This window comes from uncultured Roseibium sp. (genome assembly GCF_947496995.1).
Classification (GTDB): domain Bacteria; phylum Pseudomonadota; class Alphaproteobacteria; order Rhizobiales; family Stappiaceae; genus Roseibium.
The window spans coordinates 1,299,611-1,312,567 of record NZ_CANMFD010000001.1; the positions used below are offsets into that span (position 1 = coordinate 1,299,611).

General features: G+C 60.4%; 13 protein-coding genes. 2 read left to right on the plus strand and 11 right to left on the minus strand.

The window, feature by feature from the left end:
* Window positions 1-1,233 carry a class I SAM-dependent RNA methyltransferase gene (locus Q1B40_RS05855; RefSeq protein ID WP_299811318.1) on the minus strand — a complete coding sequence of 411 codons (1,233 nt, stop codon included), beginning with the start codon at window positions 1,231-1,233 and terminating at the stop codon, window positions 1-3.
* A 240-nt stretch (window positions 1,234-1,473) separates the two neighbouring features.
* Between Q1B40_RS05855 and Q1B40_RS05860 the strand changes: the two genes are divergently transcribed.
* Window positions 1,474-2,727, plus strand: coding sequence for a PQQ-dependent sugar dehydrogenase (locus Q1B40_RS05860; protein ID WP_299811321.1), 1,254 nt, complete (start codon window positions 1,474-1,476; stop codon window positions 2,725-2,727).
* Window positions 2,727-3,311, plus strand: a complete 585-nt coding sequence (locus tag Q1B40_RS05865; RefSeq protein WP_299811324.1) for a c-type cytochrome — start codon at window positions 2,727-2,729, stop codon at window positions 3,309-3,311. Before Q1B40_RS05860 ends, Q1B40_RS05865 begins: the two co-directional genes overlap by 1 nt.
* 102 nt (window positions 3,312-3,413) lie before the next feature.
* On the opposite strand, the gene Q1B40_RS05870 is transcribed toward Q1B40_RS05865, so the two are convergent.
* The 10 genes from Q1B40_RS05870 to Q1B40_RS05915 all read right to left on the minus strand — a co-directional run bounded on the left by Q1B40_RS05870 (window position 3,414) and on the right by Q1B40_RS05915 (window position 12,813).
* The gene (locus Q1B40_RS05870) at window positions 3,414-4,154 is read right to left on the minus strand and encodes a TlyA family RNA methyltransferase (protein WP_299811327.1); all 741 of its coding nucleotides are present in this window, start codon (window positions 4,152-4,154) and stop codon (window positions 3,414-3,416) included.
* Window positions 4,155-4,166: 12 nt separating this feature from the next.
* Entirely contained in the window at window positions 4,167-4,295 is a 129-nt protein-coding gene (locus Q1B40_RS05875; protein ID WP_299811330.1) for a hypothetical protein, read from the minus strand.
* Between the two features lie 31 nt (window positions 4,296-4,326).
* Window positions 4,327-4,953, minus strand: coding sequence for an SCO family protein (locus Q1B40_RS05880; protein ID WP_299811333.1), 627 nt, complete (start codon window positions 4,951-4,953; stop codon window positions 4,327-4,329).
* 23 nt (window positions 4,954-4,976) lie between these two features.
* A complete protein-coding gene (locus Q1B40_RS05885; protein ID WP_299811336.1) occupies window positions 4,977-5,483 on the minus strand; it encodes a copper chaperone PCu(A)C in 507 nt (168 codons plus the stop codon).
* Between the two features lie 36 nt (window positions 5,484-5,519).
* Window positions 5,520-5,894 (minus strand): hypothetical protein, encoded by a 375-nt coding sequence (locus Q1B40_RS05890; RefSeq protein WP_299811339.1) that lies wholly within the window; start codon window positions 5,892-5,894, stop codon window positions 5,520-5,522.
* Window positions 5,895-5,989: 95 nt separating this feature from the next.
* Window positions 5,990-7,417 carry an MFS transporter gene (locus Q1B40_RS05895; protein ID WP_299811341.1) on the minus strand — a complete coding sequence of 476 codons (1,428 nt, stop codon included), beginning with the start codon at window positions 7,415-7,417 and terminating at the stop codon, window positions 5,990-5,992.
* A 186-nt stretch (window positions 7,418-7,603) separates the two neighbouring features.
* A complete protein-coding gene (gene dxs, locus Q1B40_RS05900; protein WP_299811344.1) occupies window positions 7,604-9,523 on the minus strand; it encodes a 1-deoxy-D-xylulose-5-phosphate synthase in 1,920 nt (639 codons plus the stop codon).
* 464 nt (window positions 9,524-9,987) lie between these two features.
* Window positions 9,988-11,142, minus strand: a complete 1,155-nt coding sequence (locus tag Q1B40_RS05905) for a helix-turn-helix transcriptional regulator (protein ID WP_299811346.1) — start codon at window positions 11,140-11,142, stop codon at window positions 9,988-9,990.
* A gap of 347 nt (window positions 11,143-11,489) precedes the next feature.
* Window positions 11,490-11,738, minus strand: coding sequence for an exodeoxyribonuclease VII small subunit (locus Q1B40_RS05910; RefSeq protein WP_299811349.1), 249 nt, complete (start codon window positions 11,736-11,738; stop codon window positions 11,490-11,492).
* Between the two features lie 142 nt (window positions 11,739-11,880).
* Complete coding sequence (locus Q1B40_RS05915; protein WP_299811352.1) at window positions 11,881-12,813, minus strand: histone deacetylase family protein; 933 nt, start codon at window positions 12,811-12,813, stop codon at window positions 11,881-11,883.
* Window positions 12,814-12,957: the final 144 nt, after the last annotated feature.

The window sequence follows — 12,957 nt, forward strand, 5'->3', positions numbered from 1 at the left end:
TCACTCCCTTTTCAAGACTGCCACTGCTTCAATATGGGGCGAATAGTGGAACTGGTCCACCGGTGTGACGCTTTGCAGCACATAGCCGCCGTCGATCAGGACCTTCAGATCGCGGGCCAGCGTTGCCGGATTGCAGGAGACGGCAACGATTGTTTTGACCTTCGAGATGGCCAGTTGCTCCGCCTGGGCCTGCGCGCCGGCGCGCGGCGGATCGAAGACCACCGCGTTGAAGGGCTCCAGTTCATCGCGCACGAGCGGGCGGCGGGTAAGGTCGCGGCGCTCGAAGGTAACCTTCTTCAAGCCCTGCGGCTTGCGCAGCGCCTTGTCGAAGGCGGCCATGGCGGCCGCATCGCCCTCAACCGCATGGACATTGGCTTTCCTGGCGAGGCGCAGGGCAAAGGTGCCGGCGCCGGAATAGAGATCGGCCACCCGCTTGGCCTTGCCGACGCCCTCCAGGACCAGCCGGGACAGGGCTTCTTCCGCAGCAACCGTTGCCTGGGTGAAACCGCCCGGTGCGGCCACAAGTCCGATCCCGCCCATGTCGAGCATCGGCGGACGAAACTCGACGATCACTTCACCATTGACGGACAGACGGGCGAAACCGAGTTCGGCCGTCTTTTGCGAAAGCATCGGTATCTTGCGGTTGTAGTCCTTGTCGGCCTTGTCGATGGAGACATCCAGGCCGGCAGTCGTGTTCAGAACCGTCAGGCGCAGCTCACCTTTTTTGGGCAGCACCTGCGCGGCAAGCGCTTTCAGGCCGGGCAGGGCGCTGACAATGGCAGGGTCGAGGACCGGGCATTCGCTGATATTGACCAGCCGGTGGCTGGCCTTCTCGTGATAGCCGAGCAGCGTATGGTTGCCGGCTCGAGCCGCCGTCAGCACGGCACGTCGCCGTCCGCCCGCCGTTGCGGCAATGGTGTCCGCGACCGCAAACTCAATCCCCCGGTCGCGCAGCGCATTGACGACAAGTCCGCGCTTCCATTCCAGATAGGGCGCATCAGCCAGATGCTGCAGGGAGCACCCGCCGCAGGCTTCGTAATGCCTGCACACGGGCGGTATCCGGTCCGCGGATGCTGTTTCGATAACCGCATCAAATGCGCGGTCGTTCTCGACCCGCGCCCGGACGACTTCGCCCGGAAGCGCGCCTTCGACGTAGATCGGGCCGGTTTCGGTCCGCGCGATACCATCGCCGCGATGACCGAGTTCTGAAATTATCAGTTCTCTCTCACTCATTGCAGAGCGATAGCGCCAAGCTCGGGGATGAGCAAGCCGTTTGACGGAAAGGCGAGAGAAGATGCCGAACGAACCGTAAGTTGGTCGACCTGATATTTAACCTAGAGGAATAAGTGTTTTGATTGTTGTGGGCAATCTTCAACCGAAATCGAAGTTGAAGTGAGTCAAATAAAAATCTAGCGTTGAAGGTGTCGAAAAAAGAAAACAGAAACTTGTCGACCTGACTTTTGGGAGGAAGTAATGAAGACAATCTTTGCGACATTGGCCGCAGTCTCGCTGCTGGCCGCACCTGCACTTGCACAAACAGCAGGCCTGCCGGACAATCTGGCAAAACTCGGTGCCTTCAAGACCACGGGTGTCACGGATTTCACCGTTGTCGAACAGACCGGCCCCTTTGCCGACGGCATCAGGAAAAACCTTGAGCGGATCAAGTTACCCGACGGATTCAAGATCGAGCTTTATGCGGTCGTACCGGACGCCCGCCACATGGCAGTCGGACCGCAGGGCATCGTGACCTTTGTCGGAACCCGGAAAACCGAAGTCTGGGCGGTGACCGACCGCAACAAGGACCGGGTGGCGGACGAGGTGAAGAACTTCGCCCCCTCCCTGACCAAGGCGATCCCGAACGGGCCCTGTTTCACCAAGGACGGGTTCCTGATCATCGCGGAACAGAACCGCGTGTTGCTCTACCCCGCCGCCGAGTTCTTTTATGAAAGCCCCGATGTGGTGGCGGTGCCGATCGTTCCGGGCGGTGAACTGGTCCCACCGGAAGAAGAGAGCTACAACCACACTGCCAGGGTCTGCAAGATCGGCCCGGACGGCAAGGTCTATATCTCGCTGGGCCAGCCGTTCAACGTCTTCGCTCCGGAGAAGATGGACCTTTATAACGAGCACGGTATCGGCGGCATGATCCGGATGAACATGGACGGGACCGACCGCGAGGTCTACACCCGCGGCATCCGCAACTCGGTCGGTCATGACTTCCATCCGGTCACCGGAGATCTGTGGTTCACGGACAATCAGGTCGACGGCATGGGGGATGACATTCCTCCGGGCGAACTCAACCACCAGACCGAGGCCGGTCAGCATTTCGGTTTCCCCTGGTACGGTGGCGGGAGTGTCCGCACCAATGAGTACAAGGACAGCGAACCGCCTGCGGATGCCGTGTTCCCCGCTGTCGAAATGGTGGCGCACGCCGCTGATCTTGGCATGACCTTCTACACGGGCAAGATGTTCCCGGAGAAGTACAAGAACGCGATCTTCTCGGCCCAGCACGGGTCGTGGAACCGGACGACACCGGTCGGCGCGCGCGTCATGGTCACCTACATAGATGACGAGGGCAACGCGACCAGTGAACCGTTCGCGGAAGGCTGGATCGACGAGAACGACGAGTATCTCGGCCGTCCCGTGGATGTCGCGCAACTGCGTGACGGTTCCATTCTTGTGTCCGACGATCTGGCCGGTGCGATCTACCGCATCAGCTACGGCCAGTGATGCGAGCCGCGATTCTGAGCCTCGGCGTGGTTTTCCTCGCCGGGGCCGTTCAGGCGACCGAATTTCCGCAGGGAGATCCGCAAGCCGGAAGAAAACAGGCCGGCGCCTGCCGGACGTGCCACGGCCTCGACGGCTTTGCAAAAATTCCGATCGCGCCACACATCGGTGGTGAGCCGGCAGCCTACATCGAACGTCAGCTCACGGCATTTCGCGACGGCACACGCGTTCATGAAATGATGAGTGTCGTGGCTAAAAACCTCGATGACGGACAAATAGCCGATCTCGCGGCATGGTATGCCGGACACGACATAACCGTAACGCTGACCCGGGAGGAAAGCGAAGCCCCGGAGGCTTGCGTTTCCTGCCACGGTGTCGATGGCATCGCGGTGATCGAGGATGCGCCCAACCTGGCCGGGGAAACCAGCATCTACACCGACACGCAGCTGAAAGCTTTTCGCAATGGCAAGCGAACCCACGAGATCATGAGCGAGATTGCAACCGACATGAGCGATGCTGACATTCGCGCTGCGGCCGACTGGTACGCATTGGTGAAGATCGAGATTGCTCCGCAGCCGAAAGAGTGACACGGCGAATAACCGGTCCCGTTCCTCAAAAAGATGCTGCCGGTCTTCCATAAGGCCGGCAGGCTGTAACCTTTCAAGACAGCGTTTGCGAACCCGTGACGCTCATCCTGTTTTCTTCCCGTACAGCAACCACTCCTTGTTGCCGTCGCCACCTTTCACTGGCGAAGGCACGAGATCGCCCGCCTGCCAGCCGGGAACGGATGCCAGCCAGATCTTCAGGCCGGCGGCCGTCTCCTCCGCGACACCCGCCTCGACCAGTCCGCCCTTGCCTATATTGTCCCTGCCGGCCTCAAACTGGGGTTTGACGAGAAACACGCCCTCCGCACCGGGGGCGGCGAGGTCGAGTGCGGGCGGAAGGGCAAGTTTCAGGGAAATGAAGCTGACGTCGGAAACGAGAAGGTCCGGGCTGTCGCCGTCAAGATGATCGCGTGTGAGATCGCGCGCATTGAGACCGTCGCTGGCTTTGACCCGGGGGTGGCCACGCAGCTTGTGATGAAGCTGATCGTGGCCAACGTCGATCGCATGCACCTTCTCGGCTCCGCGCTCCAGCAGAACCTGGGTAAAGCCGCCGGTGGAGGCTCCGATGTCGAGGCAGATCCTGCCTTTCGGGTCGATGTCGAACCGAGACAGGCCCTCCATCAGCTTCAGCGCGGCACGCGAGACATATCCTGCAGCCGGATCTTCCACCTGCAAGGAAGCTTCCGTGCCCACCTTCCGGGCCGGCTTGAGGCAAAGCTCGCCGTCCACCTGAACGGTGCCGCGCAGGATAGCGTCGCGCGCCCGGGCGCGACTGGCGAACAGGCCGGTATCGACAAGATGCTGGTCAAGGCGTTGCTTGGACATGTGTGCCTGATTTCAGAAACAGCCGGCAATGGCGGAGATCAGCCGGTCCGCATACACCCGTTCGCCTGAATACAGCCACAACAGCACCGACAGCGCGACGAGGATCGTCGCGCCGACGGTCAGTCCGATGTAGAGCGGCATGCGCATCGGTCCGGTTTGCTCCGTGGCAGGGTCAGCTGGAAGCCGGTGCCTCGCCGATCAGGCGGTGCAGCTTCTTCAGTGCTGTTTCCTCATCTTCCCCGTAGGCGATGGTGCCGACGAACCGATTGTCTGCGTCCATCAGGTAAACGGCTGCAGAATGGTCCATCGTATAATCGCCGTCGTCAAGCGGCACTTTCTTGGCGTAGACCCGGTAGGCCTTGATCATCGCGTCGACCTGCTCCCGGGATCCGGTCAGCGGCGTGATGCGTTTGTCGAAGGCCCAGACGTAGTCGCGCATGACGTCCGGTGTATCGCGTTCGGGGTCCACCGTCACGAAGGCGTAGTTGAGCTTGCCCGCATCCTCGCCGAGTGCTTCCATCCAGCCCTGCAGTTCCGACAGGGTGGTCGGGCAGACGTCGGGGCAATAGGTGAAGCCGAAGAACATCAGCGTGGGCTTGCCGGCGAAGGTCTGGTCCGTGACCGTCTCGCCATCGCCGTTGACCATTTCAAACGGGCCGCCGATGGCGCTGAGCGGTTCGATCAGGGCGCCCGAATTCGGGTTGCCCGCGGTTTGCTGGTAGACCAGCACGCCGGAGACGACGGCAAGGGCGGCTACCGCCGCCCAGGCCCCGTACCGGAAGAGTTTCAGTCCTGACATGAGGTGTCCTCTTCTGGCAGCAATCAGTTCTTGCCGTGTTTCATCTTGCCGTGGCCCGCATGGCCGTCGCCCATGGATTTAGCGCCCATCGCAGCGACGTCGAGTTCGATTGCGACTTCGCCCGCCTTTTCGAAGGTCAGCACGACGGGCACCTTGGTGCCTTCTTCGAAGGCCTGGTTGAGACCCATGAACATGATGTGCAGGCCACCCGGTTGCAAGGCGACAGTTTCGCCGGCCGGTATGTCTATGCCGGCTTCCATTTCGCGCATTGTCATCACGCCGTCGGTGACGGCCATTTCATGAAGTTCGACCTTGCCGGCCACATCGGAAGCCGCGGCGACCAGCCGGTCGTCTTCGGAACCGTTATTGACGATCTCGATGAAACCGCCACCGGCCTTGGCTCTCGGCGGCGTGGCGCGGGTCCAGGGACCGGAGATCGTAAGATCGCCGACCGTGTAGTCCGCGGCCATGGCGGAAAGGGAAACAAGCGTGAAGGCCGCTGCTGCGGCGATGGATGTCCAGAGCTTCATTTGTAATTTCCTTGGTATCTGAATTTGGGGAATGTGTCAGATCAAGGAAAGGGGAGGGCCGCGGATCGCTGCGAACCTGCTCACAAACGGACGAAATCCGTCCTGCGCTGCGCTTGTCTGGCCGCCTCCGATTGTGGAGCCGGTCAGCGCGGGTGCATGCAGACTGCCGGATAGACCGCTCTTCAGCGAGCATCCATGGGCACAGACCGGCCCGCATTGGCAGGTCGCGGGATCATGCGCACCGGGCAGAAACTGCTGCTGGCTGGAAGAGTTGCACAGACTTGTCAGGCCTGCTGCCGCGGCCGCATCGGGAGACAGGGCCGAGGCCAGAACGAAAAAGCCAAGCCGCATGGCAAAGGCAAGCGCCGTAAGCGTCACCAGCGGGTGACGCTCCTTCCGGAACACTTGCATTGGCGTTATGCGCGCGGTCATGGTGCGGCTATAGGCTCAATCGGGGCCTGTGTCGAGCGGCGAAACGGCGCAGCAGGTCCGCCGGAGCCACTCACTCAGCCGCTCTTTTTCGGCGCTGTGCCATCCGTCTCGTTATCTGCGCCGGCGTCTGCGGACGAAGGCGATGCTCCCGAGGTGCCTTCGGCCGCCGCGCCGGTCCGGGCTTCTTCCTCGTCGTCCGGCGAGCTGTGGTCGAAATTGTAGATGTCGTCTTCGTAGGCCGGAAAATCTTCAGGCGAGATAACATATTCCTCCTCGTCCGCATCCAGCGGTTCGGCGGAAATGACCGAGCCGACCTGGGCGGTGGAGGCATACTCGAAGTCCGTCTTTTCCTCTGCCGTGAGCGCTCCGCGGGTCAGGACGCGGGTCAGGATGAAGGCAACCATCAGGACGTTGGCCCCGACGATCATGATGTACAGACCCGAAGGGCCGGTTTTGCTCATGATAAGCGAGGCGATCAGCGGCCCCGCGATGGAGCCGATCCCGAAGGAAAGCAACATGCCGGAGGATGTCTCGACAAAGTCCTCATGCGCCGCGTGGTCGAACGCATGGGCCACCGCAATCGCGTACAGCGGCTGGCAGAACATGCCGATAACCACGGCGCCCAGGATGGCGATCCGGAATTCATCGGGCGAAAACAGCACGATTGCGAGAGCAACGGCCACTGTTCCCCCGCCCAGTCCGGCCATGACAAGGCGCCGGTCGAGCTTGTCCGACAGTCTGCCGACCGGCCACTGGGCGATCAGGCCGCCGCCGACGATCGCTGCCGCGTAAAAAGCGGACTGCGTGCTCGACAGGCCGATCTGTGATCCGTACAGCGGCGACAACGTCAGCAGCGCGCCCTGCGAACAGCCGACAAACAGAACGCCGACAAACGCTGCGGGAGAGTTCTTGTAAAGCTGTGCGGGACGGAAGCGCACCAGCGTGATCGGCGCGGGCTGGTTGGAGGTGGTCAGGGCGACTGGCATGACCGCAAGGCTGACCATCACCGAGGCGATGACGAAAGGCACGAAGGAGGAAATGTTCATCGTGGCGATGGAGATCTGCCCCATCATCAAGGCGCCGAACAGGATGAGAATGTAGGTGGACATCACCGTGCCGCGGTTTTCGTTCGTTGCGGTCTCGTTGAGCCAGCTTTCCACGATCATGTAGAACCCGGCCAGGCTGAAACCGGAAATCAGGCGAATGATCATCCAGGCATAGGGATCGATAAGCACCGGATGCAGGATCGCGGCTGCCGACATCAGCGAAACCAGTGCGGCGAATGCACGGATATGACCGGCCCGCATGATCACCAGCGGCGCTCCAAGGCAGCCGAGCACCATGCCGAAAAAATAGGCCGAAGACACCAGGCCGATTTCGAAGTCGGAGAAATAGAAACGGTCGGCGGCCAGCGGCAGGAGGGTCGTCTGCAGGCCATGGCCGAAGATCAGCAGGGCGACGGACAACAATAGAGCGGACACGGAAAGAAGCGTCTGAGCCACGGCTGTCTCCTGAAAATCGGGCCAAAACAAAAGCGCCGGTTCGAACCGACGCGTGTTGTTCTTGAGATCAGCATTTTCAGGTCTGACAGCAGGTGTCAATCAGGTTCTGGGTACGCTCCCCCGCGCAAGCCCGCAAAGGACGCTTCTGTTACCGTTTGTGCCGGTTTATCGCCTCATTCGAAGCCCTCAGGCCCTCTGTGGCGCACTCAGGGTTTGAGATCCAAGCGCGGTGAAGACGGTTTTCAGGATGCCGTCGCAATCGAGGCCGGCCTTGGCATACATGGTGTCCGGCTTGTCGTGATCGAGATAGGTATCCGGCAGGGCCAGCGTGCGGATCTTCAGGCCGTTGTCGAGCAGACCTTCTTCCGCGAGCCTGGTCAGCACATGGCTGCCGAAGCCGCCCGGGGCGCCTTCCTCGATGGTCACGAGCACCTCGTGCGAGCGGGCCAGACGGCGGATGAGGTCCATGTCCAGCGGTTTGGCGAAACGGGCATCGGCCACGGTCGTCGACAGGCCGGCGGCGTCCAGTTCGTCGGCTGCCTTCAGGCATTCGGCCATGCGGCCGCCGAAACTGAGCAGGGCGACTTTCGTGCCTTCCCTGCGGATAACACCCTTGCCGATTTCCAGCACGCTGCCACGCTCCGGCATTTCCAGGCCTACGCCCTCGCCGCGCGGATAGCGGAAGGAAATTGGTCCCTCGTCATAGGCGACGGCTGTTGCCACCATATGCCGGAGCTCCACCTCGTCGGCAGCTGCCATCACTACGAAACCGGGCAGGCAGGACAGGAAGGCGGTGTCGAAGGCACCCGCATGGGTCGGCCCGTCGGCGCCCACAAGACCGGCACGGTCTATCGGGAAGCGCACGGGCAACCCCTGGATCGCCACGTCATGGATGACCTGATCGTAAGCCCGCTGCAGGAAGGTGGAGTAAATGGTGGCGAAAGGCTTGAAACCTTCACTGGCAAGACCGGCGGCGAAGGTCACCGCATGCTGTTCGGCAATGCCGACATCGTATGTGCGCTCCGGAAAGGCCTCACCGAAGAGGTTCAGGCCGGTTCCGTCCGGCATGGCCGCGGTGATCGCCACGACCTTGTCGTCCGTTTCCGCTTCCTTGATCAACGACGTTGCGAACACATTGGTGTAGCTGGGCGCATTGGCCTTCGGTTTGGCTTGCTTGCCGGTCACCACGTCGAACTTGGCAACGCCGTGATACTTGTCGCGGGCGCCTTCCGCCGGAGCGTAGCCCTTGCCTTTCTGGGTGACCGCATGGATCAGGACGGGTCCCTGGTGGGTATCGCGGACATTCTTCAGCACCGGAAGCAGATGTTCCAGGTTATGGCCGTCCACCGGTCCGACATAATAGAAGCCGAGCTCCTCGAACAAGGTGCCGCCGGTCCAGAAGCCGCGGGCATATTCCTCCGCCCGGGCGGCTTTTTCGAACAGTGGCTTGGGCAGGTTCTTGACGATATTCTTCGCGGCTCCGCGCAGGGACTGGTACGTCGGGCCCGACACCAGCTTCGCCAGATACGCGGACATTGCCCCGACGGGCGGCGCGATGGACATGTCATTGTCGTTCAGGATGACGATCAGCCGTGAACCGAGATGACCGGCATTGTTCATCGCCTCATAGGCCATGCCCGCGGACATCGCGCCATCGCCGATGACCGCAATCACGTTGTTGTCGCCACCCTTGAGGTCGCGGGCCGCGGCCATTCCCAGGCCGGCCGAGATCGAGGTGGAGGAATGCGCCGCACCGAAGGGGTCGTAGACGCTTTCGGCGCGCTTCGTGAAGCCCGACAGGCCATCACCCTGGCGCAGGGTGCGGATGCGGTCACGGCGCTCCGTGAGGATCTTGTGCGGATAGCATTGATGGCCGACATCCCAGATGATCCTGTCATCGGGGGTATTGAACACATAATGCAGGGCAACGGTCAGCTCCACGACACCAAGCCCGGCCCCCAGATGGCCACCGGTGATCGAAACGGCGTCAATTGTCTCGGTGCGCAACTCGTCGGCAAGCTGTTGGAGATCGGCTTCCTCGAACCCGCGCAGATCCGCGGGCGAGGCCACCTTGTCGAGAAAAGGCGTATGGGGTTTGGAAGTCACTCTGTCGACGGCTCCGGGAGTTGCAACATGGCGGGCAGGCATACACCAACCCGATATAGGGCGCAAATTCGGCAAATGGAATGCGCCATAACGCCATTGTCTGTGAAGGGACAGGTGCTGAAGTCGGGAGTCAGCTCACGGAAAGGTTGTAAAATTAGGGGTTGAGCTTGTGGATTTTACGTAACTTCAGCCGAAAATCCGTCCAGTCACCCTTTTGGGTGATGCATCTCCTACTGATCTGTCTTAATGCACTATTCGTGGTCGATGGGGCCACGTGCACAGTGATCAACTAGGGGTCGTATTTATGCGGCCCCGTTTTTTTTTAGCGCACGTCTCTGCGCATCGGAAAAAACGGCCGCTTGCCCGGAGCCAATCGACAACCTGCCGGAAATTCGATTGAAAAAGTCGGACGGAGGTATCGACCGGCCTTTCCGGGCCGCAGATCCTGTCCGTCACCGATCGTATCAGAAAAGACCCGCCAGTTTGTGAACCAGCCTTGCGAGCTGAAGCTGCGTGTGCACACCGGTTTTCTCGTAAATCCGCCGCATATGTGTCTTGGCCGTGTTGCGGGTGATGCCGAGATGCTCTGCCGTGGCATTCATTGAGCCGGTCATGGTCAGATATCTCGCCAGATGCGCTTCCGACAGAGACAGGTCGTAGTGGTCGTGGAGGATGCTTTCGACGTCCTCCGACAATTCAGCCGTTGCGGCGATGCGGATCAGAAAAAACGGCGACGCAACACCGTCAGAATTTGAAGGAGGCGGGGCGACGGTTTCAATGGAAATCCGCTTGAGTGTCCCATCCTGGTCCGTGAGGTAAATGGATCGCTCTTTCGGTGTTTCGCTGTCTGTCGTGCGCTGGTGATCTTCTGCGAGCGCCTGAAGACCGTTTTCGAAATCCTTGTTTTTGATCAGCAGCCTGAGGCTCGAGCCACCTGCCAGTCCCAATTGCTGAAGCATCTCCAGTGCCGTCGGGGTCTGTACCAGGATATCGCGATCGGCATTTATGAGGACCGCGGGACTTCCGAGCGCAGACAAGAGCATGCGGTGGATCTGAATGAAGGACCGCTCCTGTTCAAGCCGCAGATAGGTGTGCAGGCCGGGAGCGAGCGCCCTGACGATCGTTCCGAAGGTTTCACTCGCAACGGCGCTGTCTATTGTGTCCGGCGTATGAGCGGTGAACAGGCAGGCGAACAATATCGTTGATTTTTCGGTTCGCCGGAGAGGCGAAACAAGTCCCGGAGCGCCGGACAGCAGTCTGATCTGATGCTGCTCCGGTCCACCCGGGGCGGCTCCGGACAGGTCCGGGCTGTCGCCAAGCAACGCATCGGGTGGCGGACTGCAGCCGTTGGTTCGTTTGTCGATCGAGGTTTTGCAATAGGGGTGGAACAGGGAGGCTTCGGCGATCAGAAACTGCAGCGCGGTGCGACTGCTCGACATCCGGATGTTCTGAAAGACATCACCGAGTTGCCGGGCCTGACGGTCGCCGCCGAATTTCGGCGTCGGAGCGCCATTCTGGTCAAATTCCGCCAGAAATGATCTGCAGTTAAGCTGTTCCTCGATAAGCTCGAGAATGGCATGCCAACCTTGAAGTTGCGCGGAGCATTCAAGCACGCGCATAAGTAGTTTTGCTTCATCTGATTTACTGAGTTCGGGCATTGAAATACTTTATCTACTAATGATTACATTTGAACTCCGTAATTGTTAAATATTTTTAACAATGATCAAGATTGAGTGCAATGGAAATAATACCTGAAAGCTGTCCGAATATAATGGATTGCTCCGCGATCAAGTGAATTAAATCAACGGGCTTTGTTTAAACCATCTGATGGTCAAGTGTCAGACATCAATACAACCGTGTGAAAACTGTTGGAAGCAGCATCAGCCAGGAACGCGAGGTATGGGCTCGAGCGTGCTTCTATAACTCGGGGAGACATACGCACCGGTGAAGACGGCCGCCGTGGGACCTACTGAGGATCCAGGGCGCCGGTTCCGCTTGCTTCGCCGTTTTGACCGAGCTGGATTTTTTCCACCTTCGCTTCGGCGGATTTCAGCAGTGTATCGCAGTGCTTGCGCAGGGAGTCACCGCGTTCGTACATCTCGATGCTTTTCTCGAGCGGCACGTTGCCTTGCTCAAGCTCGCGCACGATGGTTTCCAGCTGCTTGAGCGCCTCCTCGAAGGAAAGGCCGGAAATGTCTTTGGCTGCATCGCTCATCGCTGCGGTCCCCGGTATTGATGTCTGGATGTCGGTTCGTCTTCAGGGCAAACTTGCGGTCCGAAGGGCCGAGGTCAAGGTCTGATTTCAAATTCGGCCCGGTGGTCCCCGTGGTTTTGCTTCCCGGTCCGGCTGGTGCCGCTCAGCCCGTCATCAGGGTCATGACATGGGCGGCGACCGAGCGGGCAAGCCCTTCCAGATCATATCCGCCTTCCAGCAGGGAGACGACGCGGCCGTCGCTGTGCCTGTCTGCGACATCCATGAGTGCTCGGGTCGCCCACCCGAAATCGGCCTCCACCAGATTGAGCCCGCCCAGCGGGTCGCGTGCGTGGGCATCGAAGCCCGCGGAAATGATGACGAGTTCCGGAGCATAATTCTCTAGGCGAGGCAGGATGACGGCTTCGAAAGCTTCCCTGAAAACGGCGCCGTCATCCCCCGCGGCGAGCGGCACGTTGACCATCGTATTGGCGTCGCCGCATTCCGACGCAGCGCCCGAGCCCGGATAAAGCGGCATCTGGTGCGTCGAGCAATACATCACCTCGGGATCGTTCCAGAAAATATCCTGGGTCCCATTGCCGTGGTGAACGTCGAAATCGACGATGGCGACCCGCCCGATCCCATGGACTGCCTGGGCATGTCTGGCGGCAACGGCGGCGTTGTTGAAGAAGCAGAACCCCATTGTCCTGTCTTTTTCGGCGTGGTGCCCCGGAGGCCGGGATGCGGAAAAGGCGTTGTTGACCTTTTTGGCCAGGACTTCGTCCACGGCCAGACAGGCGCCGCCTGTCCCTCTCAACACGGCTTCCCAGGTTCCCGGCGACATGGTGGTGTCGGCATCGACCCTGGTCGTGCCTTCTTCCTTGGGCGCCAGCCTGTGAAGCTGGTCGATATAGCTCATCGGATGCGCCCGGGCGATGTCTTCCAGCGCACCGACGGGAGCCAGGTCCCGCTCCAGCGCCTGGAACCTCTCGTGCTCCAGTATCCGGTCAATGGCACGTATCCTGTCCGGGCGTTCCGGATGGCCGACCGGAGTCAGGTGATCGAGATACGACGGGTGGTGGAGAAGAAGAGTGGACACTGAGAGCGTTTCCGGACGGCTTTGTTATGGGGATGACCTGCGTCATGGACCAGGGCCATCAGAGCGCTCGCCGGTGCTTCTGTCAATTGACGAAGGGGAGTAGCCGGAAAAGGTCGGATATAAGCGGCAGGACAAAAAGAGGGC

Bases quoted from the DNA above. Each gene is read 5' to 3' on its own strand.
- Q1B40_RS05860 (WP_299811321.1), top strand. From the start codon at position 1,474: ATGAAGACAATCTTTGCGACATTGGCCGCAGTCTCGCTGCTGGCCGCA.
- Q1B40_RS05880 (WP_299811333.1), bottom strand. From the start codon at position 4,953: ATGTCAGGACTGAAACTCTTCCGGTACGGGGCCTGGGCGGCGGTAGCC.
- Q1B40_RS05910 (WP_299811349.1), bottom strand. From the start codon at position 11,738: ATGAGCGATGCAGCCAAAGACATTTCCGGCCTTTCCTTCGAGGAGGCG.
- Q1B40_RS05905 (WP_299811346.1), bottom strand. From the start codon at position 11,142: ATGCGCGTGCTTGAATGCTCCGCGCAACTTCAAGGTTGGCATGCCATT.
- Q1B40_RS05870 (WP_299811327.1), bottom strand. From the start codon at position 4,154: ATGTCCAAGCAACGCCTTGACCAGCATCTTGTCGATACCGGCCTGTTC.
- Q1B40_RS05890 (WP_299811339.1), bottom strand. From the start codon at position 5,894: ATGCAAGTGTTCCGGAAGGAGCGTCACCCGCTGGTGACGCTTACGGCG.
- Q1B40_RS05855 (WP_299811318.1), bottom strand. From the start codon at position 1,233: ATGAGTGAGAGAGAACTGATAATTTCAGAACTCGGTCATCGCGGCGAT.
- Q1B40_RS05875 (WP_299811330.1), bottom strand. From the start codon at position 4,295: ATGCCGCTCTACATCGGACTGACCGTCGGCGCGACGATCCTCGTCGCG.
- Q1B40_RS05865 (WP_299811324.1), top strand. From the start codon at position 2,727: ATGCGAGCCGCGATTCTGAGCCTCGGCGTGGTTTTCCTCGCCGGGGCC.
- Q1B40_RS05885 (WP_299811336.1), bottom strand. From the start codon at position 5,483: ATGAAGCTCTGGACATCCATCGCCGCAGCAGCGGCCTTCACGCTTGTT.